This is a genomic window from Aurantibrevibacter litoralis, from assembly GCF_034651555.1.
Lineage (GTDB): Bacteria > Bacteroidota > Bacteroidia > Flavobacteriales > Flavobacteriaceae > Aurantibrevibacter > Aurantibrevibacter litoralis.
The window spans coordinates 177,344-201,008 of the sequence record NZ_JAYEEQ010000006.1 but is presented as its reverse complement, the minus strand read 5'-3'; the positions used below and the strand labels follow the sequence as shown (position 1 = coordinate 201,008).

The 23,665-nt window shown below is 39.5% G+C and carries 16 protein-coding genes, 1 tRNA gene and 1 other RNA gene; 4 read left to right on the top strand and 14 right to left on the bottom strand.

Annotated elements, in window-relative coordinates; translation table 11 throughout:
• Positions 1 to 3: 3 nt before the first annotated feature.
• The 10 genes from U1E44_RS07665 to U1E44_RS07620 all read right to left on the bottom strand — a co-directional run bounded on the left by U1E44_RS07665 (position 4) and on the right by U1E44_RS07620 (position 10,730).
• Positions 4 to 1,344 carry an amidohydrolase family protein gene (locus U1E44_RS07665; RefSeq protein ID WP_322930478.1) on the bottom strand — a complete coding sequence of 447 codons (1,341 nt, stop codon included), beginning with the start codon at positions 1,342 to 1,344 and terminating at the stop codon, positions 4 to 6.
• A 167-nt stretch (positions 1,345 to 1,511) separates the two neighbouring features.
• A complete protein-coding gene (locus tag U1E44_RS07660) occupies positions 1,512 to 3,338 on the bottom strand; it encodes a sensor histidine kinase (protein WP_322930477.1) in 1,827 nt (608 codons plus the stop codon).
• An 84-nt stretch (positions 3,339 to 3,422) separates the two neighbouring features.
• Entirely contained in the window at positions 3,423 to 3,791 is a 369-nt protein-coding gene (locus U1E44_RS07655; RefSeq protein ID WP_322930476.1) for a hypothetical protein, read from the bottom strand.
• A 946-nt stretch (positions 3,792 to 4,737) separates the two neighbouring features.
• Positions 4,738 to 4,812: transfer RNA gene (locus U1E44_RS07650), tRNA-Val, on the bottom strand.
• 102 nt (positions 4,813 to 4,914) lie between these two features.
• Positions 4,915 to 6,126, bottom strand: a complete 1,212-nt coding sequence (locus tag U1E44_RS07645; RefSeq protein ID WP_322930475.1) for a bifunctional folylpolyglutamate synthase/dihydrofolate synthase — start codon at positions 6,124 to 6,126, stop codon at positions 4,915 to 4,917.
• A 3-nt stretch (positions 6,127 to 6,129) separates the two neighbouring features.
• Entirely contained in the window at positions 6,130 to 6,969 is an 840-nt protein-coding gene (locus tag U1E44_RS07640) for a uracil-DNA glycosylase family protein (RefSeq protein ID WP_322930474.1), read from the bottom strand.
• Positions 6,969 to 7,355 carry an ExbD/TolR family protein gene (locus U1E44_RS07635; protein ID WP_322930473.1) on the bottom strand — a complete coding sequence of 129 codons (387 nt, stop codon included), beginning with the start codon at positions 7,353 to 7,355 and terminating at the stop codon, positions 6,969 to 6,971. Before U1E44_RS07635 ends, U1E44_RS07640 begins: the two co-directional genes overlap by 1 nt.
• 15 nt (positions 7,356 to 7,370) lie before the next feature.
• On the bottom strand, positions 7,371 to 8,063 hold the full coding sequence (locus U1E44_RS07630) for a MotA/TolQ/ExbB proton channel family protein (RefSeq protein WP_322930472.1): 693 nt from the start codon (positions 8,061 to 8,063) through the stop codon (positions 7,371 to 7,373).
• A 49-nt stretch (positions 8,064 to 8,112) separates the two neighbouring features.
• On the bottom strand, positions 8,113 to 9,486 hold the full coding sequence (gene nhaD / locus U1E44_RS07625; protein WP_322930471.1) for a sodium:proton antiporter NhaD: 1,374 nt from the start codon (positions 9,484 to 9,486) through the stop codon (positions 8,113 to 8,115).
• A gap of 17 nt (positions 9,487 to 9,503) precedes the next feature.
• Positions 9,504 to 10,730, bottom strand: coding sequence for a Glu/Leu/Phe/Val dehydrogenase dimerization domain-containing protein (locus U1E44_RS07620; protein ID WP_322930470.1), 1,227 nt, complete (start codon positions 10,728 to 10,730; stop codon positions 9,504 to 9,506).
• A 415-nt stretch (positions 10,731 to 11,145) separates the two neighbouring features.
• Between U1E44_RS07620 and U1E44_RS07615 the strand changes: the two genes are divergently transcribed.
• The 3 genes from U1E44_RS07615 (at position 11,146) to U1E44_RS07605 (ending at position 18,590) form a co-directional block, all read left to right on the top strand.
• Positions 11,146 to 12,291, top strand: coding sequence for an acyl-CoA dehydrogenase family protein (locus U1E44_RS07615; RefSeq protein WP_323673864.1), 1,146 nt, complete (start codon positions 11,146 to 11,148; stop codon positions 12,289 to 12,291).
• Positions 12,292 to 12,604: 313 nt separating this feature from the next.
• The gene (gltB, locus tag U1E44_RS07610) at positions 12,605 to 17,113 is read left to right on the top strand and encodes a glutamate synthase large subunit (protein ID WP_322930468.1); all 4,509 of its coding nucleotides are present in this window, start codon (positions 12,605 to 12,607) and stop codon (positions 17,111 to 17,113) included.
• A gap of 10 nt (positions 17,114 to 17,123) precedes the next feature.
• Positions 17,124 to 18,590 (top strand): glutamate synthase subunit beta, encoded by a 1,467-nt coding sequence (locus tag U1E44_RS07605; protein ID WP_322930467.1) that lies wholly within the window; start codon positions 17,124 to 17,126, stop codon positions 18,588 to 18,590.
• Positions 18,591 to 18,875: 285 nt separating this feature from the next.
• Here U1E44_RS07605 and rny read toward each other — a convergent pair whose 3' ends face one another.
• The 4 genes from rny to U1E44_RS07585 form a co-directional block, all read right to left on the bottom strand.
• Positions 18,876 to 20,441, bottom strand: a complete 1,566-nt coding sequence (gene rny, locus U1E44_RS07600; protein WP_322930466.1) for a ribonuclease Y — start codon at positions 20,439 to 20,441, stop codon at positions 18,876 to 18,878.
• A 50-nt stretch (positions 20,442 to 20,491) separates the two neighbouring features.
• Positions 20,492 to 20,601: non-coding RNA, 6S RNA (gene ssrS, locus U1E44_RS07595), on the bottom strand.
• A 60-nt stretch (positions 20,602 to 20,661) separates the two neighbouring features.
• A complete protein-coding gene (locus tag U1E44_RS07590; protein WP_322930465.1) occupies positions 20,662 to 20,958 on the bottom strand; it encodes a cell division protein ZapA in 297 nt (98 codons plus the stop codon).
• Positions 20,959 to 20,973: 15 nt separating this feature from the next.
• The gene (locus U1E44_RS07585; RefSeq protein WP_322930464.1) at positions 20,974 to 21,264 is read right to left on the bottom strand and encodes a hypothetical protein; all 291 of its coding nucleotides are present in this window, start codon (positions 21,262 to 21,264) and stop codon (positions 20,974 to 20,976) included.
• Between the two features lie 609 nt (positions 21,265 to 21,873).
• Here U1E44_RS07585 and U1E44_RS07580 point away from each other — a divergent pair.
• Positions 21,874 to 23,565, top strand: a complete 1,692-nt coding sequence (locus U1E44_RS07580; protein ID WP_322930463.1) for a M23 family metallopeptidase — start codon at positions 21,874 to 21,876, stop codon at positions 23,563 to 23,565.
• Positions 23,566 to 23,665: the final 100 nt, after the last annotated feature.

The window sequence follows — 23,665 nt, the reverse complement described above, 5'->3', positions numbered from 1 at the left end:
GTATTATTTATATCTTTTTCCGTGTTTAATGACGATATCTACATCCTGTAAAAGGCTGATATAGCGCATTACGTCTCCTTTTACCGCAATAATATCTGCATCTTTCCCCGGCGTTATGGTGCCTACTTTGTCTGAAACTCCCATCCATACCGAAGGCCAATAGGTTGCCGCTCGTATAGCGTACATGGGGTCTATCCCAAATTCGTTAACCCAAACATCCAGTTCATTCCAGGTAGATTGACTGTGAAATTTCATGGGTATGCCGCTATCCGTACCTATCATTAACACCACGCCAGCATCCATTAATTGTTTTATTTTGCGTTCTAGCGTTGGTTTACGGATGGGTGTAAGTTGAAAATAGGGTAATCTATCGGGATGGGAAATACTCAACTTTATGTCGGTAACTACACTATCTGGCAAGCCTCGATGCCAAGAATCAGAATCTAATTTTTCGGGGTTATCCCGTACATATTCGTAATTGTAGAGCCCTTCTACCGTAGGACACCAAAACAGCGGCCCTTTACTCATTTGCGCTGTGCGTTCCTTTATTAGTTCCATGATATCTTCAGGGTACTCCGGAGCAGAAGAAAGGCCGGTATGTTCAAAACCATCAACACCGGCTTGCAGTCCGGCACGTATTTCATCCGGTCGGTGTCCATGCGCTACTACTTTGAGTTTGTTTTTATGTGCTTCATTTACTACGGCACCCAGCTCCTCTTTGGTCATTTCGTCTTGATCTATTAATTTGATGACATCTACTCCTGCTTTGGCCAATTTTTGAATTTTTTTCCTTGCGTCATCTGCACCGGATACACCCCATCTAAAATCCTCGGTACCCGGATACGGTTTGTGTTGAATAAAAGGCCCCGAGACATATAAGGTAGCACCGGGAATGCGACCCGTATTTATAGCATCGCGTACAGCGATACTCGCTTCTAAAGGGGCTCCTAAATCGCGCGCACTGGTTACTCCGGCCATAAGTAATTGCAAGGCCGAAGCAGGCATGATCACATCTTGTAATAAGGGCGGATAGGTGCTATCCCAATAGGCGTAATCGGCATGCCCATTAATCATAGTGTGTACGTGCATGTCCCAAAGTCCGGGCAACACTGTCATTCCTTCGGTAGAAATAACTTCGGCATTTTCCGGTATGGCCACGGTTTCTATAGTACCTACTGCCAGTATTTTTTTTCCATCAATAAGAACGACACTATTTCTTATAGGATGCCCACCATAACCGTCTATTAAGGTGCCTCCGACTAAGGCTTTTATGGGCGAATCTTGGGCTACGGAAAGCACGCCCATTAATAGTGAGAAAACAGAAAGGAAAAAACGTGTTCGCATGGCAGTATTTTTATTTAAAGATATAAAAAAGGAACACTTCGTGCACGAGCCGGAATGAATCAATTCACCGTTATGGGCATGACCTACTAAAATAGTGGCGGGTTCATTAATATAGGATTCCATGCCATCCAGTACATCCAGATGACCTTCAGCAATTGCTACGGTAATTATATGGGTATATCAATTATTATGGAAGTCCCTTTTCCCATTACACTATCAATTGTAAACCTACCCGCCATATGTTCCACTCTTTTTTCAATATTGTTCAATCCCATACCGCTGGTTTTTTTATCCAAAGCACCGTAATCAAAACCAATACCGTTGTCTTCAATAATAATATTAAAATTGTCGGCATGTTGTGTCAATTGAATAGTTACTTTGGTTGCTTTTGAATGTTTTATTGTATTCGCAACTAATTCCTGGATCATTCTAAAAATGTTCAACGCTATAGCGTTTTCAAGTCTAGTACCCATTCCGAAATCTTCAACTACAACCTTTATAGCATTTGTTTCAGAAATAACGCTCGACATCTTTTTGATAGCAGGTAAAAGACCTTGATTACTCATTACTCCAGAATTTTTACTATGAGCTATTCCTCTCACCTTATGATAAGCCTCATTTAGTAATTTTTCTACAGGTATTAACCTTGGATTATTTTTGCCAATTTGAGAGTTTTCGAAATGATGCTTCATAGTCGTTAATAAGCTACCTAAATCATCATGTAATTCATTTGCGACTTTCTGTCTCTCTTTTTCTTGACCTGCGATCATGGCATCTATTCCTATTAGTTCTTGGTCTCTAAGCAAGGTTTCAACTCTTTGCTTCTGTATCAGCTCTTGTTGTTCTGCCAGTAATCTCCTTTTTAGTGAGTTTTTATAAGCAAATGTTGCGGTAATTACTGTTATTACCAATGCAAATAGTACTAAAAAGAGATACAATTGAACCTTACTTTTCTTATTTTCTAATTGTAACTTATCAATTTTTAATTTATCAGTTTCATTTTTAACGGCTAATATTCCTGATTCTAAAGAGTTAGTTTTGGCACCCAGCTCAAATTCCTTCAACAAGGAACTATTTAGGTAATAATAAGCAGAGTCATACATTTCTTTTTCTTTTAAAATCCAAGCTTTTAATCTATCATCATAAAACTGCTCTTTTAAGTTTATTGAGGTGTTTTGGGAAAGTACTAATTCTTCTTCTGCCTTTGCCAAATTATTATTGAGCATATGAGTATGAGACAATTGCCAATGTAAAATGCTTTCCAATCTTGAATACTGAGGTTCTTTACAAAATTTTATTGCTTTACGCAGGTAATCAATGGCATTGTCATACGCACCAGTTAATTTACTTTCTATCCCTTTTTCGTATAAATAAAATGGCTTATAAGGATGTGTGTCAGGGACTGTAGCAAATATAGAGTCCAAATTTTTTATTAAATCTCCAAGGTCCTCCGAATGTACTAGACTTTCATTTTCTTTTGAAGCAAAAACCACATCGAAATAAGAAGAAATAATTTTGTCATTTTTAGAGTCACTCAGCTCTTTAAAATAAGTAAGGTATGTTAAATGTTGATTTCCACCAATGAATATTTCTGATTTTAATAAATTTAAAATAGTTACTAATGAAAGTTTTGAGAGCTCTTTGAATCCATTTTCGTTGCTTATAAATAGTGCTGAGGAAAGATCTTTATAGGCCTGTAAACTAGAACCATTTCCGATAATAACTTCGTTCTGAGCCTTTACGAGGTGGTACAGAATTTTTTGTTCATTATTTAAATTTTTAACTTGAATTGCATCAATTTGAACAGGTCTTCCAGTGGTGATAACATCAATATATTTTAGTGTTAAATCGCGTAGTTGAATGTCTTCGATTTTAGTTGAAATTTTTTGAGCCTTTTTAATTTCTAAATTCATTAGTGCTTGCCAACACTCATTGGTGATTTTTAAATTGGATCCGGATTGCATAAGTCCTATAAAAAGGAAAAGGTTTATCATATCACGTTACTCTTTTACTTAATAAATTTTACCAAGGAATTTTGGCATTTACCAATAGTTACCATTTTACCTATTACATCCATTCTATTTTTTTTTTAAAACAGCTACTCCATCTCTTTCGTAGAATTCCGAATCGAATAAATTCGCGCGCAAAATTTCTTCATAATTTGCTTGATCCATTTCATAAATTGGATGGAGTTCTCTGCTAACAATCATTTCATTTAGCTGGTCTATGGGCGTTTTTTTACAATTAATAATTAACGTGGAATCCTTTTTGAAAGAATGCAGACCATTTGCTGCTTTCAAATGTAGGGTTAATAAAGCTTGACCTTTACTATCAGGCTCACACCAAGCAGCTTTGGTCTCCTCTGCGAGGATTCCTAAGTTAAATAGTCCTTTATAATTAATAAGATCTAACTCCATTGTTTCCAAGAATTGACCTGTTTCGTTCATATTGAATTTCGCTGCAACACCAAAAAATGTCCCATATAGCTGACTTGCATAGATTAATTGAATATTTTGTTTATCCTTCTTCTCTTTTTCCTTTCCTACCCTAAGATCAACATTTCAAATAACTTGTTTATTTAGCGCAATGGTTCTTGGTTGTACAGGTTCTGTTTCCATTTTTTATAGATTTTATGTGCAATGAGTTTATCGTTATTGGATTAATAACCCTTACTAAGATACTGAAATGAATGGTTTAATTATAATTTTCATTATTTAGTTTGGTCTTTGGTAATCTGGATTTGAGGGAGTTATTGTTTTAAAAGAAGATCGTGCCTAATAATGCAAACCAAGAGTATGTCATAAGACAAAAAAAAGTTCAATTAATTGAAAATCAATATTTTAATCTTATTTAAATCATTGATTTTGGGTATCCTCGTGGTCAATTTCAATACGATTATTTTGAATTCAAAAAACAATATCAAGAACCAAAAGTTAGTGAAAATATACTATTCACCCCAGTTTGATTACTATTTTAGGTTTGTAATTTTGAAAGAAGGCAGAATTTTGTAAGTTAAAGTGTTGATAAATAATAAATTATAAAATGACTGCGAAAATTATAATAAAAAAAGTCACTTAAATTTTCTGTCTTATGACCTAGAAATTGGATTGCTTTTAATATCATCCTTAATTCTTACATAATTATACGCAAACTTCATGGCCAAACTGGTATTTGGACTAGTGACCTATGTTTTTCTAACAAAAATCCTTATATCTGGGGCATCGAAACCGCCAGCCAACTATGCCTGTTTTAATCGCACTCAGGTTATGATGTACAAACGTGAAGTGGCATAAGCTTGAACTCAATGTATTAAAAATAAAATGTTGTACCTATGTTGTACCCGTAAAAAAGAAAAAGCTTTCCAATTGCTTGAAAAGCTTTTTTTTGTGGATGTGGGCCCTACTGGGTTCGAACCAGTGACCCCCTGCTTGTAAGGCAGGTGCTCTGAACCAGCTGAGCTAAGAGCCCGTAACCCTTTGTTATGCGTAAAGGAAATTAAGTTACCTTTCCTGTAAGCGAGTGCAAATATAGGATAGTTTTTCATTCCCCAAAAGAAAAAACAAGAAAAGATTAAACCACTTCTGCCACCACAAATGTACTGCCTCCCACAAACACTAAATCATCTGGATGCGCCTTCTTTAATGCGGCCCTTAAGGCACTTTTTACAGACACATAAATCTTGCCCTCCAAGCCGTTTTCCCTTGCCTTTTCTTTCACCGTTTTTACGGCTAATCCTCTTGCAATATTGGGCCGGGCAAAATAATACTGAGCATCCTTGGGAAATAACGGTAAAATGGCATCCAGGTTCTTGTCCTTCACAAATCCGATAACCAAATGCAAGCGTCGGAATTTTTCATGTTTTACCTGATCTAATACCAAGGCCAAACCCTCACTATTATGTGCGGTATCACAGATAACTTTTGGTTTTTCTTGCAACACGTGCCACCTTCCCAATAAACCAGTGTTTTCAACCACATGCAGTAGCCCCGCTATAATATGCTGCTCCGTAATGGTAAAACCTTTCAGCTGCTGTAATACACAAAGGACACCTTTTATATTTCTTTGTTGGTAATTTCCTAGAAGGGAGACTTTATATTTTTTTAAGCGCTCTTTGCTTGCAAATAGGATTTTTGAATTCGTCTTGGATGCTACATCTATAAATATTGGTGCTGTTTCTTCTTGATATTCACTAATAACCACCGGTACATTTGGCTTTATAATTCCGGCCTTTTCGGTGGCTATTAATTCTAGTGTATCGCCTAAAATGTCAATATGATCAAAGCCAATATTAGTAATGAGTGAAACTTGGGGGAGGATAATGTTAGTAGAATCTAACCGACCACCAAGACCCACCTCTATGATGGCAATATCTACTTTTTTATGCGCAAAATAATCAAAAGCCATACCCACCGTCATTTCAAAAAAGGATAACCTTTTGGAGCTTAAAAAATCCAAATGACGTTGAACGAAACGGGTTACAAAAGTACGACTTACCGGTATTCCGTTAATTTTGATGCGTTCTCGGAAATCTTTTAAATGAGGTGAAGTATATAAGCCCACGGTGTAGCCCGCTTCTTGTAGAATAGACGCAAGCATGTGGCTGCTAGAGCCCTTACCATTGGTACCGCCTACATGTATGCTTTTAAATTTGGTTTCCGGCTGATTGAGATAGTTTGAAAATTCCTTTATGGCATCTAATTTGGGACTATAAGCCGATTTACCGGAATGTTGGTACATGGGAAGTTGGCCATACATCCATGCCAAAGTCTCCTTGTAACTCATTCCTTATTCTCCCAATTTAAAATTGACCACCACAAAACCTATTTGTTGACTTGGGGCATTGGCGTCCAAATTCCACTTGTGCATAAAGGCGGTTTTTTTAGCGGGTTCTAAAAGGCACGGATGATTGTTGGTAGTGCCTTGTACACCCGGAGTAGCGCTCACTACGACCCCATTTCGGTCTACTGTAATTTTTACTACAACCCTTCCTTCTTCATTACAGTCTTGTACTACTTTTCCTTTACTAATTAAGGATCTTCCGTTTAAGCCAAAACCACCGGTTCCGGAACCAGAACCTGGACTTCCGTAATAGCTTGTGGCATAGGGGTCACCATCGGGCTGCCCCTTGTCGCCGGCTCTTTTGTCATCGCCCTCGCCACCTGTAGCAGTACCCTCATTTTTAGGGCCATTGATAATGCTGGAAAGCGCATCGGTGGTGCTCTGGGAAGGTTTAGGAGCTTCAACAGGTTTTTTAACTTCTTCCTTGGGTTTAGGTTCTATCTTGGGTGTTTCTTTAATTTCTTTCTTTTTGGGGGAGATTACTGGAGCATCGATATCGTCATTGGTTAGCACCTCTTCTATTTTTTCTTGAGGAATTTCCTTTACCACTTCCTCTACTTTTTTGTCTGGCTGTTTTTCTTGCTGAGGCACTGTTTTTATGGCTTCTTTGGGCTGTATTGTTCCGGAACCATAGTCCATGGCTCCAAAATTAACAGAAATGCCATTTTCTATTGGCGGATCCAAATAGGTGAGACCAATATAAAATAGCAATAATAGCAGTACACTTAACAAGAGTGTTGTTAGTGTAAAAGATTTTTTCTTGTGTCTTGTATCTAAGAACGACATTAATTGGGGCGCACCGCCAAAATAACCTTGTAATTATTCCTATTAGCGATATCCATAACGTTTACGGCTTCCTTTATCGCAACGCTTTCTTCTGCCCTAAGAATGATGGTAGGTTTATCTTGTCCTTGAAGTGCTTTTTTAAGTTCAATTTCTATATAAGCTCCGTTAATCTTTTGGTTGTTTACAAAGTATTCTAAATTCTTATTAATACTTACCGATACGTTTTGCGTATTGGTAGATTTTCCCTTAGCCTTTGGCAATAATAAGTCTAGGGCATTAGGCGAATTGGCCGTAAGCATAAAGAATACCAATAACAGAAACACAATATCTGTCATTGAAGCCATGCTGAAATCGGGACTCACCTTATTTCTTCCTTTCAATTTCATTTCAACGGCGTTTTATTATATGGGTTCGTTAAGTAAATCTAAGAAATCTACGGCATTGGCTTCCATTTTATGTACAACCTTATCCGTCCGGTTTACTAAATGATTATAACCGATATAGGCAATAATGCCCACAATTAACCCGGCAACCGTAGTGGTCATAGCCGTATATATCCCGGCCGCCAAGGAACCCATTTCCGCTTGTCCGCCACTAGTGGCCATTTGGTGAAATGCCAATATCATTCCAATAACAGTTCCTAAGAACCCAATCATAGGAGCAGCACCGGCTACCGTAGCTAGAATACTCACATTTTTCTCTAGTTTATACACTTCTAGGGTGCCTGCGTTTTCAATAGCTGTATTAATATCGTCTAATGGTTTTCCGATTCTAGAGATACCCTTCTCGGTTAAGCGAGCTACCGGTGAGTCGGTTTGAGCACAGAGTAATTTGGCTGCTTCTAATTTTCCGCCTACAATGTGATCTCGGATTTGATTCATAAAATTTTTATCGATTCTTGAAGCAGCTTTAATGGCAAATATGCGTTCAAAATAGATATACAGCGCTACAAACAGCATTACAAACAGCAAGCCGATAATTACGATACTTGCTGTGCCTCCATTAAATATTAAATCGATTACCGACAGTGTTTTTTCTTCCGATATATCTAGCCCCATCTGAGTCTCATCGACCAGATCCTGAAATAATAACATAGTTTCCTTAGATTACAGTTGCGATAATAACGGTATTTCGTCGATAAAATTATGCGTTTAAAATAAAATTTCGCAATAAGATAAAAACCGCTGCCCCTGCCAAAAAGCCAACCAAAGCTAACCATGCTATTTTTTTTAGGTACCAGAAAAAATCGATCTTCTCCATACCCATAGCGACAACTCCTGCTGCAGAGCCAATAATAAGCATACTGCCGCCTGTACCGGCAGAATAAGCAATAAAATGCCATGCCGGCTCATCAACCCCTATTTGGAACATCCCAATACTGGCAGCCACCAACGGCACATTATCGATGATCGCAGAGCCTGCACCCAACAAGATCACCACAAGATCAGAGATTTTAGTAGAATGCATCTCCGTTCCCAGACCGGGCATTGTTTCGTTTAGCATACCTGCAAAATGAAATAACAACCCCAAAGATTCAAGAGCAGCAACGGCTAATAAAATACCTAAAAAGAATAGAATACTAGGCATTTCTATTTTTGAAAGAGACTTATGAACAGGGCTATGATGTCCGGCAGCATCGTGTTCTGCACTGTCGTTAATATCGGACAAACTAAATTTACGGTAACTGTAGACTTCAGCAAAGGCAGCCACAACCGCTAGGGAAAGCATCATGCCTACATAAGGAGGTAAATGCGTTACAGTTTTAAAAATAGGAACAAAAATAATAGCCGATAAGCCTAAATAGAACATAATTGTGCCATATTTAGATGTAACTGCCTCTTCATCTTCTTCTGCGTCTATTTCTATTTCTCCTTTAAAAACTGCCAATCTAGACGCAATGTAGGTAGGCACTGCAAAACAAAAAAGCGAGGGGATAAAGACATGTTCTATAAGGGATAAGGCGGTAACTTTATTGGCAATCCACAACATGGTTGTTGTAACATCTCCAATGGGCGACCAGGCTCCTCCTGCATTGGCGGCTACAATAATGATACCCGCAAACCACAGGCGTAACTCCTTATCCTTGATCAATTTTTGTAAAATGGTAATCAGAACAATAGTGGCGGTAAGGTTATCAATAATTGCAGAGAGAATAAATGCCAAAGAGGACACAATCCACAACAACTTTTTCTTGTTTTTCGTTTTTACGTAATTCTTTATGGTCGAAAATCCGTCGAAATAGTCTATAATTTCAACTATAGTCATCGCTCCCATAAGGAAAAACAATATCTCGGCTGTCTTTCCCAAATGATGAAGTAAAATCCCTTCTAAGGTACCTTCTTCCAATTCCTGAAGATCGGGATTTACTTCAAATACAGACATGTGGTTTAGGGCAATAATAGCCCATAACAATGCCATCATACCCAATGCCGGAATTAGTTTATCGATTTTCAGATTATGCTCTAAAGTGATGGCTAAATAGCCTAAAACAAATAAAATAATAATTAGGATTTCCATGTTACGTTTGGTTTAATTTATACTAATTGTTGTAAAGCGATTTCGAACCCGGTACGGCTCAGGTTTTTTCGCGTTGAATTTTGGATAAATATATTGAAAATTGCCTTTCTAATGGTATCTGAGGTGTCTTTAAATATTAATTCGTCATCCATGGCGACTCTTCCTTCCATAAAATAGGCAAAAACGCGTGCCATACCGCAATTGGAAATAAAGTCTGGAATGAGGCTCACCCTGCTATCGGTAAACTCCATAATAGGGCCAAAAAAAATGGCCTTATCCGCAAAGGGTACATTGGCGCCGCAACTAATAACTTCTAATCCGGAAAGGATCATACGTTCAATTTGTTCCTTAGAAATAAGGCGCGAGGCAGCGCAGGGTACAAAAATCTCCGTAGACAAATTCCATATACGATCATTGATGTTTTGAAACGACAACATATCCTTGGCTATGAGTGCATTTCCTTTTTTGTTCTTAAAAAAAGTTCGGATTTCATCAAGTGAAAACCCTTCTTCGTTAATGATGCCTCCAGCCCTATCAATAATGCCTACTACTTTAGCACCCATTTGTGCTAAATAAAAAGCGGCTGCCGATCCTACATTGCCAAAACCCTGAACTATAGCCCTTTTGCCTTTAACGTTTCCGCCATGAATATCGTAATAATGTTTAATGGCCACGGCAACGCCATAACCGGTAATTAAGTCGGCTACGGTATATTTACGGTTCGTATCTGGACTTAAGGTTTTGTTTTCCACCACCTTGATAACGCCTAAACGCAATTGTCCAATTCGGTTTATTTTGTCTGCCTCGGTGGGTCTAAAGTGGCCGTTGAATACGCCTTCCTGCGGATGCCAAACTCCGGCATCTTCAGTAATAGGAATTACTTCGTGAATTTCGTCAATATTCAAATCGCCACCAGTGCCGTAATAACTTTTTAGCAAAGGCGCTACTGCGGTATACCAACGTTCTAAGACCGCTCTTTTTCTGGGATCTGACGGATTAAAGTTTATTCCGGATTTAGCGCCGCCTATGGGAGGTCCCGAAATGGTAAACTTTATCTCCATGGTTTTTGCCAAGGAGAGCACTTCGTTAAAATCTAATCCTTCGCGCATTCGTGTGCCACCACCCGCAGCACCTCCTCGTAATGAGTTTATTACAACCCAGCCTTCTGCCTCCGTCGCAGCATCTTTCCAATGAAAGACTATTTCCGGCGGTTTGTTTTCATAAACCTTTAACAATGCTTTCATTGACATTTCTTTTCACTATCTGTACCTCAAAATTTCCGCGCCGCTGGGTTTCAAACTAAATTAAACAGATGTTCATAACTAGACAAACACAACCCCTAGTAGCACCCACGTTTAGGAATGGTTGATTACACCGCCAAATGCCTATTTCATCTTCGACTACATCGGCAACTTTTTGGACTTTCCAAGGGCACATACCATTAGAGCGTTTCAGTCGCTGATGATCCATCGCAGAACATCTTGAAACAAATATAAAATAATTGGGTTGGTTTCAAAATAATTTGGATAAGGACTTTTTTATATTCCAGGTTAATGCCTAGGTGGTAATAGAAAAAAAAAGAATTGAAATTCTTTTTGTTACGTTTTTCACGATATAGGCTTATCTTTGTCTTTGACATCACAAATGGATACCCCCGATATGGATTTTAACCTTTCAGAAGAGCAATTATTAATTCAAGAAGCGGCACGGGATTTTACGCAAAATGAATTATTCCCGGGTGTTCTGGAAAGAGATGAAGATCAAAAATTTCCGATTGAGGAAGTTAAAAAAATGGGGGAACTTGGTTTTCTGGGGATGATGGTAGATCCCAAATACGGAGGTAGCGGTTTAGATACCTTATCCTATGTATTGGTTATAGAGGAGCTCTCTAAGGTAGATGCTTCTGCTGCTGTTATTGCATCGGTAAACAATTCTTTAGTTTGCTGGGGCTTGGAGCAGTTTGGTACAGAAGCACAAAAAGAAAAGTACCTCTCCAAATTGGCTACCGGTGAAGTTTTAGGCGCATTTTGTCTTTCAGAACCCGAAGCCGGAAGTGACGCTACATCGCAAAAAACCACTGCAATGGACAAAGGCGATCACTATCTTATAAATGGCACAAAAAATTGGATTACCAATGGTAATTCTGCATCTATATATTTGGTTATAGCGCAAACGGATGCCGCATTAAGGCATAAGGGTATCAATGCACTTATCGTGGAAAAGAATAGTCCCGGATTTGTGGTTGGTCCTAAAGAAAACAAATTGGGCATACGAGGTAGTGATACCCACTCCTTAACTTTTACAGATGTTCGGGTGCCCAAAGAGAACCGGATAGGTGCAGACGGCTTCGGGTTTACTTTTGCTATGAAAACCTTGGCAGGAGGTCGCATTGGAATTGCTGCCCAGGCCTTGGGGATTGCTTCAGGAGCCTATGAACTAGCCAAAAAATACGCCAGAGAACGACGCGCCTTTGGCACCGAGATAGCCAATCATCAGGCCATTGCGTTTAAGTTGGCAGACATGCATACTCAGATCGAGGCAGCTCGCTATTTGGTGTATAAGGCTGCTTTAGACAAAGATTCGGATAAAAACTATGACCTCTCCAGTGCTGTGGCTAAACTCTATGCCTCTCAGGTGGCCATGGATACAACCATAGAAGCAGTGCAGATTCATGGAGGCAACGGATTTGTGAAGGAATATCACGTGGAAAGAATGATGCGCGATGCAAAAATTACCCAGATTTACGAGGGCACTTCCGAAATCCAAAAAATTGTAATTTCGAGAAGTATTTTAAAAGCTGAATAGATTTAATTGACAACTACCCCCTTCCAAAACAACAAAATAAACGTTTTTATTCACCTTTGTTTTGTTACACGGCACATTCAAAAGGGGTCTTTCTGTTAATTTACATTGTTTTCTACGCTGCACCCCTAAATTCCTAGAAATTTCATTTCAAAGTTTAGTAAATTTGTCAAAATCGCAATGTGCTGCTTTTAAATAGTTGCATTTGATTTTTTTTTAACGATTTGTTGTGAATGATGATTTTTTTGTTCATTATATTTAAAATCACTGCATATTCTTTAATTAAAATAATATTTTTGAAGAAATACCATAATTTATGAAGTTGATAAAGCAAGGGTTGTACCTACCAGAATTTGAACACGACAATTGTGGCGCAGGGTTTATTTGTAGCCTTAAAGGGAAAAAATCGAATGACATTATTCACAAGGCACTTGAAATCTTAGAACGACTAGAGCATAGAGGTGCCGTAAGCTCGGATGGAAAAACCGGCGATGGTGCCGGAATATTGATTGATATCCCCCATGATTTTTTTCAGGCGGAGTGTGATTTTCAGTTGCCTGGCCCGGGTAATTATGCCGTGGGTAATATTTTCTTGCCTCAAAAAGAAAATCAGCGAAATTTCTGTATCACTATTTTTGAAGAGAATATAGAAAAACAAGGTCTAAAATTATTAGGTTGGCGTGATGTGCCTGTAGATCAAAGCGTTCCGGGTAGAATCGCCTCGGAAACCGAACCTTTTGTAAAACAGATTTTTATTGCAAAGGAAAATGAGAATCAGGATTATTTTACCTTTAACCTTAAGTTGTTTGTAGCGCGGAAAGTTACGGAACATACTGTACTTAATTCAAAATTATCGGAGAGTAACTTTTTTTACGTTCCTAGTCTATCTACCAAAATCATCATTTTTAAAGGGCTGTTAATGCCTGAAGATATTAGTCTGTACTACAAAGACCTTCGGGATCCTAGGGTAGTTACCAGACTGGCATTGGTACACCAACGTTTCTCAACCAATACATTTCCTACGTGGGATTTGGCACAACCATTCCGCTACATGTGCCACAATGGAGAGATTAATACCTTGAGAGGCAATATCTCTAGGATGCGCTCTCGTGAAGAACTGCTTCAAAGTGATTTGTTTGGCGATGAGATAAAAAATATTCTGCCCATAGTACTTCCCGGTAAATCGGATTCTGCTACGATGGATATGATTGTGGAATTGTTGTTAATGACCGGGCGATCCCTTCCGGAAGTCATGATGATTTTGGTGCCGGAAGCTTGGGAGAAAAACGAAGACATGTCCGATGCCAAAAAAGCATTTTACGAGTATAATTCTTGTTTAATGGAGCCTTGGGATGGTCCTGCCTCCATTCCGTTTACCGACGGTAATTATATAGGAGCAGTTTTGGATAGAAACGGATTACGTCCTTCGCGCTATTCGGTAACCAAAGACGGCTATGTAATTATGTCTTCGGAAACCGGCGTCGTAGAAATTGAACCTGAAAATGTTGAACTTCACGGTCGGTTAGAGCCCGGTAAGATGTTTTTAGTGAACATGGAAGAGGGGCGCATTGTAAATGATGAAGAAATTAAAGAAGAAATTGCGCAACGATATCCGTACCGCCAGTGGCTTAACAAAAATTTGGTACACCTAAGAGATATTCCGTATAACGATTGCCCACTGTTTTTAAACGAGGCAAGTTTAGATAAGCGTAAATCCGTTTTTGGGTACACCTTAGAAGATATAAACACCATAATTCTTCCCATGGGTAAGACCGCAAAAGAACCCATTGGCTCCATGGGATCCGATACCCCAATCGCGGTACTCTCGGAACGCCCTCAGCTTATTTACAACTATTTTAAGCAACTCTTTGCGCAAGTTACCAATCCGCCTTTAGACGGAATAAGAGAGGAGCTAATTACCGATATTAGCCTTACACTGGGTAGCGATCATAACATTTTCGATTTTACCGAATTGCATTGCCGAAAATTAAAAATTCAGAACCCGGTAATTTCTAAAGAAGATTTAGATAAAATAAAGAATTATGATGCCAGTCCCGATTACAAAGTGGTAAGCATTCCTATACTATATGATATTGAACGCGGACATAATGCGCTTGAGGAAGGATTGGACGCTATTTTAAGTCAAGCTTCAAAAGCTGTAGACGAGGGCGCTAACATCATCATTCTATCAGACAGAAACGTAAACAAAGAGAAAGCACCTATACCGGCATTGTTGGCTTGTTCCTTTGTAAACAGTGGTCTTCAGCGCTTGGGGAAACGATCTAAGCTAAGTATTATTATAGAATCTGCAGAGCCAAGAGAAGTACATCATTTTGCGTTGCTTTTCGGATATGGTGCCAGTGCTATTAATCCTTATTTGGTAAATGAAATTATTGGGGAGCAAATCGAAGCCAATGACATTACCGAATATTCTTTTTCGGATGCCGTAAAGAACTACAATAAGGCCATCGGCAAAGGCGTACTCAAGGTGATGAACAAAATTGGTATCTCTACCCTAAATTCGTACCGAGGTTCTCAGCTATTCGAGTGTATTGGTATAAACACGACAGTTGTGGATAAGTATTTTCCCAACACCCCTACCAGAATTCAAGGGATCGATCTGTATCAAATAGAAAAAGAAATAGCCAAAAGGCATCAAAGAGCCTTTGCACCTCAGGAAATTGCAGCCAATTTAGATTTGGAAATTGGTGGCGAATACCGTTGGCGACGGGACGGGGAGAAGCATTTATTCAACCCTTTAAGCATTGCCAAATTACAGCACTCCGTACGATCGAACAAACCCGAATCGTATAAAGAATTTGCGGATATGGTAAATGAACAATCCAAAAATCTCATGACCATCCGGGGCTTGTTCGAGTTTTCTAATTATGACCCCATTCCATTGGAGGAAGTAGAACCTTGGACAGAAATCGTAAAACGATTTAAAACAGGTGCTATGTCGTATGGCTCAATCAGCAAGGAAGCTCATGAAAACTTAGCCATTGCCATGAATCGGATTGGCGGTAAAAGCAATTCGGGTGAAGGAGGTGAAGACGCCGAACGTTTTTACAGAAATCAAAATGGCGATTGGAGAAACAGTGCTATAAAACAAGTGGCCTCCGGTAGGTTCGGGGTTACCTCCAATTACTTGACCAATGCCAAGGAAATTCAAATTAAAATGGCACAAGGGGCAAAACCCGGAGAAGGCGGACAATTGCCCGGTCCTAAGGTAAACCCGTCCATTGCCAAAACAAGAAATTCTACCCCTTATGTGGGCTTAATTTCGCCCCCGCCGCATCACGATATTTACTCTATAGAAGATTTGTCGCAATTAATTTTCGATCTAAAATCGGCGAATCGAGAAGCGCGAATCAATGTTAAGCTTGTGTCCGAAGTAGGTGTGGGCACCGTTGCAGCAGGTGTTTCTAAAGCTAAAGCCGATGTCATCTTAATTTCGGGTCACGACGGCGGTACAGGAGCTTCTCCGTTAACCTCTTTAAAACACGCCGGATTACCTTGGGAACTTGGTATTGCAGAAGCGCAGCAAACTTTAGTACTAAACGACCTAAGGAATAGGGTAGTGTTAGAATGCGACGGACAACTAAAAACAGGTAGAGATGTGGCTATCGCATGCCTTTTGGGTGCCGAGGAATTTGGTTTTGCCACGGCTCCTTTGGTAGCATCCGGTTGTATTATGATGCGGGTTTGTCACTTAAATACCTGCCCGGTAGGGATTGCTACTCAAAATCCAGAATTGCGTAAAAAATTTAAAGGAAAGCCGGAACATGTGGTAAATTATATGTATTTCGTGGCGCAAGAACTCCGAGAAATTATGGCTAAATTAGGTTTCCGGACTATTAATGAGATGGTAGGACAAGTACAGAAACTAGATCATAAAAAAGCCGTAGATCACTACAAAGCGGCCGGCATCGATCTTACACCCATTTTATATCAGGTTGATGTTCCCGAAGGCACCAAGTTTTATAACACCAAAAAACAAACACACGATGTGGATAAATCGATAGAGTTTCAGATTATCGCCAAGGCGCATCCGGCACTCTTCCGAAAGGAAAAAATTAGTTTAGATTTCCCCATTCAAAATAGAGATAGAGCTATTGGCGCCATTATCAGTAATGAAATCTCAAAAATTTACGGGGCAGAGGGATTACCCGAAAACACTTTAAAATTAAATTTCACAGGTTCGGCCGGACAAAGTTTTGGTGCCTTTGCAACCAAAGGACTTACCATGATTGTGAATGGTAATGCCAATGATTACTTAGGTAAAGGTCTTTCGGGTGCTAAATTAGTGCTTAAAGTACCTTACAAATCTACCTTAAAACCCGAAGAGAATGTTATTGCGGGCAATGTAGTGCTCTATGGCGCCACCTCGGGAGAGGCTTATATTAACGGAAAGGCCGGAGAACGATTCTGTGTCCGAAACTCCGGTGCCAAAGCCGTAGTGGAGGGGATTGGCGATCATGGTTGTGAATATATGACCGGCGGTGTTGCCGTAATTTTGGGGGAAGTAGGGCGCAATTTTGGAGCGGGTATGAGTGGTGGAATTGCATTTGTTTTTGATGAAAAGCAAACGTTTAAAAGGAGGTGCAATATGGAAGCGTTAAACCTTCTTACCGTAGATCAGACCGAAGATATTGCACAGTTGCGCGAACTCATCGAGAATCATTATAATGCAACACTAAGCCCTATTGCACAGCGTATTCTAGAAAATTGGGAAAAAAGTTTGCCCCGTTTTGTTAAGGTTTTTCCGGAAGAATACAGACAGGCCTTGATTCGGCTAAAAGAAGAAGAAATAGAAACCATTTAAATCGATACACATGGGAAAGATAACAGGATTTTTGGAGTTCGATAGAAAAGATGAAGCCTATGTGCCCGCAAAGGAGCGCATAAAACATTTTAAGGAATTTACCCTTCCATTAAACGAAAAGGAGCTTAAAGAGCAAGGCGCAAGATGCATGGATTGTGGCATCCCTTTTTGTCACAGCGGCTGCCCACTTGGTAATTTAATTCCCGATTTTAATGATGCGGTCTATCTCGGTAAATGGGAAAAAGCAGCGCAAATACTACACGCAACCAATAATTTTCCGGAATTTACAGGAAGACTTTGTCCGGCACCCTGCGAGGAAGCTTGTGTTCTTGGTATTAATGAAGATCCGGTATCTATAGAGAATATTGAAAAAAACATTGTAGAAACGGCTTTTAAAAAGGGTTGGGTTGTTCCGAAACCTCCAGCCCTACGAACCGAAAAAAAAGTTGCCGTTATAGGCTCGGGTCCGGCAGGATTGGCAGCCGCCCAGCAACTTAACCGTGCAGGGCATTGGGTAACGGTTTTTGAACGTGATGAGAAACCGGGCGGACTTTTGCGTTATGGTATACCCGATTTCAAATTGGAAAAGCACATTATTGATAGACGTTTGGAGATACTAGAAGAAGAAGGAATCGTCTTTAAAAACGGGATTCATGTAGGTGTAGATATTCCGGTAGATCAAATAAAGGCAGATTTTGATGCTATTGTGCTCAGCGGTGGTGCTACGGTACGACGCGGATTGCCGATCAAAGGAGCACACCTCAAAGGTGTAGTTCAGGCCATGGATTTTTTAAGTCAAAATAATCGTCGTGTTGATGGGGTTAAAGCATTGGGCGAAGAACTAAAGGCTACCGGAAAGGATGTCATCGTTATTGGTGGTGGAGATACCGGTTCCGATTGTATTGGTACCTCTTTTCGCCAAGGTGCGCTTTCTGTTTCCAACTTTGAGATTATGGGAAAAGGCACTTTAGAGCGACCAGAAGACCAACCATGGCCATTTTGGCCTATGCGCTTGCGCACCAGTTCGTCTCACAAAGAAGGGGCAGATCGCTTTTTTAGTATTTCTACTAAGGAATTTATAGGCGATGCAGATGGCAACCTCAAAGGATTAATCACTTCCGAAGTAGAATGGATTCATGAACCCGGTAAGCGCCCCATTCTTAAAGAGGTTCCGGGTACCGAAAAAAATTGGAAATGTGAATTGGCTTTATTGGCACTGGGTTTTACAGGCTCTGAAATGACTATTGCAACGCAATTGGGTCTAGAAGCAGACCCCCGCACGAACATTAAAGCACCTGCAACCAATTATATGACCAATGTTCCCGGTGTTTTTGTGGCCGGAGATCAACGTAGAGGTCAGTCCTTGATTGTGTGGGCCATTTCCGAAGGGCGGCAGGCCGCGTATCATGTAGATACCTACCTTATGGGAACATCCCAGTTGCCCCTAAAGGGGGATGGCGATTTGCCAAGAATTTAGTTCCATTTTTATTTGAATAGAAAGGGCGTTTCTTTAGGGAAGCGTCTTTTTTTTGTTTGATAATACCGTTTATGATCGCTGCTGGGATACCCAATTTAGAGATTTGGCTATTTTTAGCAACGTCACCTAAAAGCGTTCCTCTATATTTTCGGATAACGTTTCTATCGGAATGGGTTTCTTAATCCAAATAGGAGGGTACTGCTTACTAAGTCCTTCTGCCCTCCGGGCGGAATTAGTTTAGAAACATTGGTTCTTTTTACAGGTACAAATATAGGCCAACCCTAATTATTTGGCCACATTCACCGCTCTGGTTTCCCGAATCACAGTTACTTTTACCTGACCCGGATAGGTCATATCAGTCTGGATTTTTTGCGAAATTTCAAACGAAAGTTCAGCGGCCCGTTCATCGCTTACCCGTTCGCTTTCTACAATGACCCTTAGTTCCCTTCCGGCTTGTATGGCATACGCCTTTTGCACACCTCCAAAGGCAAAAGCAATTTCTTCAAGATCTTTTAGACGTTGAATATAAGAATCCATCACCTGCCGCCGAGCACCGGGTCTAGCGCCACTTATGGCATCGCATACCTGAACAATAGGAGCTATCAATGTTTTCATTTCTATTTCGTCGTGGTGGGCACCAATGGCATTGCATACTTCGGGTTTCTCTCCATATTTTTCAGCCCACTGCATCCCTAAAATAGCATGCGGTGTTTCAATTTCTACTTCCGTATTTGGTACTTTTCCTATGTCATGCAGCAGACCTGCTCTTTTGGCTAATTTGGTGTTCAACCCTAGTTCTGCCGCCATAACCCCACATAATTTGGCCACTTCTCTAGAATGTTGCAAAAGATTTTGACCATAGGAAGAACGGTATTTAAGACGACCTACAGCCCGTACCAGTTCGGGGTGCAACCCATGTATGCCCAAATCGATCACGGTTCGTTTGCCAATTTCTACGATCTCTTCTTCAATTTGTTTTTCCGTTTTCTTTACGATTTCTTCAATTCTTGCGGGATGGATGCGGCCATCGGTAACCAGTTTATGAAGCGATAATCGCGCTACCTCCCGGCGAACAGAATCAAAACAAGACAGAATAATGGCGTCAGGGGTGTCATCTACAATAATTTCCACTCCGGTAGCAGCCTCTAAGGCTCTGATATTTCTACCTTCTCTTCCTATGATACGACCTTTTACATCATCGGATTCCAGATTGAACACGGATACGCAATTTTCAACGGCTTCCTCTGTTCCAATACGTTGGATGGTATTGATGATGATCTTTTTTGCCTCCTGCTGTGCCGTGAGTTTAGACTCTTCTACGGTGGTTTGTATATAAGCCATGGCATCGGCCTTGGCCTTTTCCTTCAAGGATTCCAGTAATTGACTTTTAGCTTCATCTGCAGAAAGGCCGGAGATGACTTCTAATTGTTGCACTTGGCTTTTATGGAGTTTCTCCAATTCGGACTGTTTTTTATCTAAAAACTCGCTTTTATACTCCACTTCTTTTACCTTAGACGCAAGTTGCTCATTTAAGTTTTTAGATTTTGCTAATTCCGAACTAATATGAGATTCTTTATCACGAGCGCGTTGCTCGGATTCTGCAATTTTTTTATCCTTGGCAATAATCACTTTTTCATGCTCTGCCTTTAGTTCCAAAAACTTTTCTTTGGCCTGAAATATTTTGTCTTTTTTGATATTTTCGCCTTCTACGGAGGCATCTTTTAGCACGATTTCTGCTTCTCGCTTTGCGCTGGAGATTATTTTGGAGGCCTTCCCTTTTTCCAAAAACTTGGCAACAGCAAAGCCGATGACCAAACCTATAATACCTACTATAATTATTGTACTATCCATAGTTTAAATTATAATTAATAAAAAAACCCACATTGGTGGAAGTCTTGTACAAACTCCAATAAACAGGTTTAGGGCTACAAAGCTGCTCAAGGATCCTTATACTAGTAAGGCATGCTTTTACAACTTAAACTCACCCTTTTTAAACAAATTAGTGTTGAGTTTGTCAAAAATATAATTACCAATGTGGGCAGTAACATTATTTTATGTAAAAGAACTTTGTCTATTTTATGCTAAGCTTGGCTTCTACCAACTGATCTAAGGCTTTAATCCGTTGTAATGCCTCTGAGACACCTTCGGATTGGTCTATTCCCTTTTGCTCAATTTTGGATGCAAACTGCAAGGCACACATAGCCAATACATCTTGCTTGTCCCGGACGGCGTAATTTTGCTCAAATTTTTTAGCTAATTGCTCAATATTTTTAGCTGCTTTCCGCAATCCTTCTTCTTGACTGGGATCTATCGTTAAGGGATATACCCTATCCGCTATGGAAAGCTTTATTTTGAGTTTCTCCGTCATCCGTTTTTTGGTACATTATTCCGAAAGTTGCATAATGCAATGATCTAACTCTCGTATTAATGTATTTATTTTAAGCTTCGCTTCTGTTTTGTCTTCATTACTACCCAGCATTGAACTTGCCAATTTAAGTGAATTGTATTTTTGTTCCCATCCTAAAACAGAATGCCGTAATTCTTCCTGTTGCTTTTGCATGGAAACCAAATCGGCTTCCAGTTGAGCTTTAGAAAGATGTAGCAATTCCATTTTGTGTAACAACTTGCTGATTTTGTTCTCTAAAGAATCAACAATTTCTACTATTTCACTCATGCGCAAACGTTCAAAGCGTTTACACAAAGTTAACATAGATTGCACGACTTAGCAATACTTTTTTGGATTATTCTTTTCATCGAGACAAAAAGCCATAAGTCATTGATTCGGATGAACGTAGAGCAGTGGTTATATGCTATACTTTTTAAGCCCTTATAATGAGGTTTTAGTGGTTTATTAATTTGTGTTTGTTCTGATATAGTTTTATACGGAACGCTTAGAAATCTCCTGCTCAGCACAATCTTTTTGATGTGTTTTGAAAATATACAAACCTGTTTTTATAGTAAATTACAGTTCATTTAGGATGTCTTCTTAAAGGAAGCACATTTTAAATTGCCCAGTTTTTTTCAACCTAAAGATTCCCCTATCCTTGGGTCGGGGTTTCCTATTTACCGCTCCTTTGGAGCGATCGGAACTGCAAAAAAAGCAGTTCCGGGTGAGGTAAAATACAACATTTCGGTTTTTGGCTCAAAGGCCAAAATGAAACTGGCGAAACCCGTACTGAGCGCAGTAGAAGTATACCTCTATGGCTTGCCTCTGGGATAGTCAGTTTCAAGAAATTTTTTATTTAAATGGGTTTGCCTATTTTCGTGTTTAGGAATGCGATTTATGAAAAAAAATGTGATTGGCTTGTTGTTTTTTCTTGCTGTACATAGCAATGCTCAAGAAAATTATCCTACCGATGTTTTTAGAGCTCCGCTAGATATTCCCCTAATTCTGGCTGGAAATTTTGGTGAATTGCGCTCCAATCACTTTCATTCGGGTATAGATATTAAAACCCAAGGCAGGGAAGGACTTCCCATTTATGCTATTGGCGATGGCACGGTAACACGTATAAAAATAGCCACCTCAGGATATGGAAAAGTGCTCTATCTTGGACATCCTAACGGATATACCTCTGTATATGCGCATCTTCAAAAATTTTCACCTTCCATAGAAGCATACATAAAAAAGATTCAATACCAAAAACAAGAGTTTGAAGTAGAAGCATTTCCCGAATTGGGCGAGCTAAGTGTTCAAAAAGGTGAAATTATTGCCTACTCAGGAAATACCGGGAGTTCATCGGGACCTCATTTGCATTTTGAAATTAGGCACAGTCTTTCGGAAAATGCCACAAATCCTTTGTTGTATGGCTTAGACATAGCCGACACTACTGCTCCTACCTTATCTGGTCTTTACGGTTATCCTCTGGGGTCTGACGCCCAAATAAATCAAAGTAACGACAGAGTTCAATTGCGTTATACCAAGCAAGCAGACGGTAGTTTTTTGGCGGATAAAGTGACCGCTTTGGGAACCATAGGCTTTGGATTTTCCGGTTACGACCGGCAGGATTTAGCCGCGAATAGGAATGGTATTTATGAGGTAACACAGCTTGTAAACGGAAAGGTGTACGCCTTGTATAATTTCAATTCCTTTTCATTTAATGAATCACGCTTCATTAACACTTTAATAGACTATCCATATTATATATATCATCGTCGACACATACAAAAAAGCTTTAGGGCACCCGGGAATCAATTAAGTATATTTAAGAATCTTTTTAATGAAGGAAAAATAGACATTGCCGAAGGAATGAGCTATACTGTAGAGGTATATCTTAAAGATCTGGAACAAAATACAACCAAAATTACGATTCCTGTAGAAGGTAAAAAAGAAGTTCTTAAAGTTAAGAAGGAAAAGCAGCAAACAGATCATTATATCATGGCTAAAAAACCTAATAATTTTGATTTGGGAATAGCCAAAGTCTATTTTCCGGCCAATACCTTTTACGAGGATTTTTATATTGATCTTCAGCAAGGAGATGAAAAGGTAAAAATACACGATGGCAGTATCCCCGCCCATACCAATTTTACGATTACCTTCGATGTTACCCCATATAATGAAAAGGAACGGGAACAATTATTTATTGCCCGTTTAGATAGCCGCAACGAGCCCATTTACGCCACCACCTACAAAAGAGGAAATACTTTTACCACTAGAACCCGATACCTTGGTTCCTACAGCTTGGCTAAAGATTCGGTACCACCTACCATAAGACCCAAAAATTTTAGGGATAAGCAGTGGCTTACCAATTACAGATATCTTAGTTTAGAGATTAAAGACGACCTAAGCGGTATAAATACCTATAGCGCTACGCTTAACGGCCATTGGATATTAATGGAATACGAATACAAAAATAATACGTTGACTTATAATTTTGAAGATATCAATGCAGAAAACGACCAATTTGAATTAAAACTAACCGTAACGGATAACGTAGGCAATGTAGCCGAATATAACAGTAGTTTTTTTAGAAAATAAGGATATTAAATAATGTGATTTATTTTGTTCACTTTAAACCTATTGGCTTCACTTTAACCTTTTAATACCTATGCAGAAGCGAACCAATAATGAAAAATCC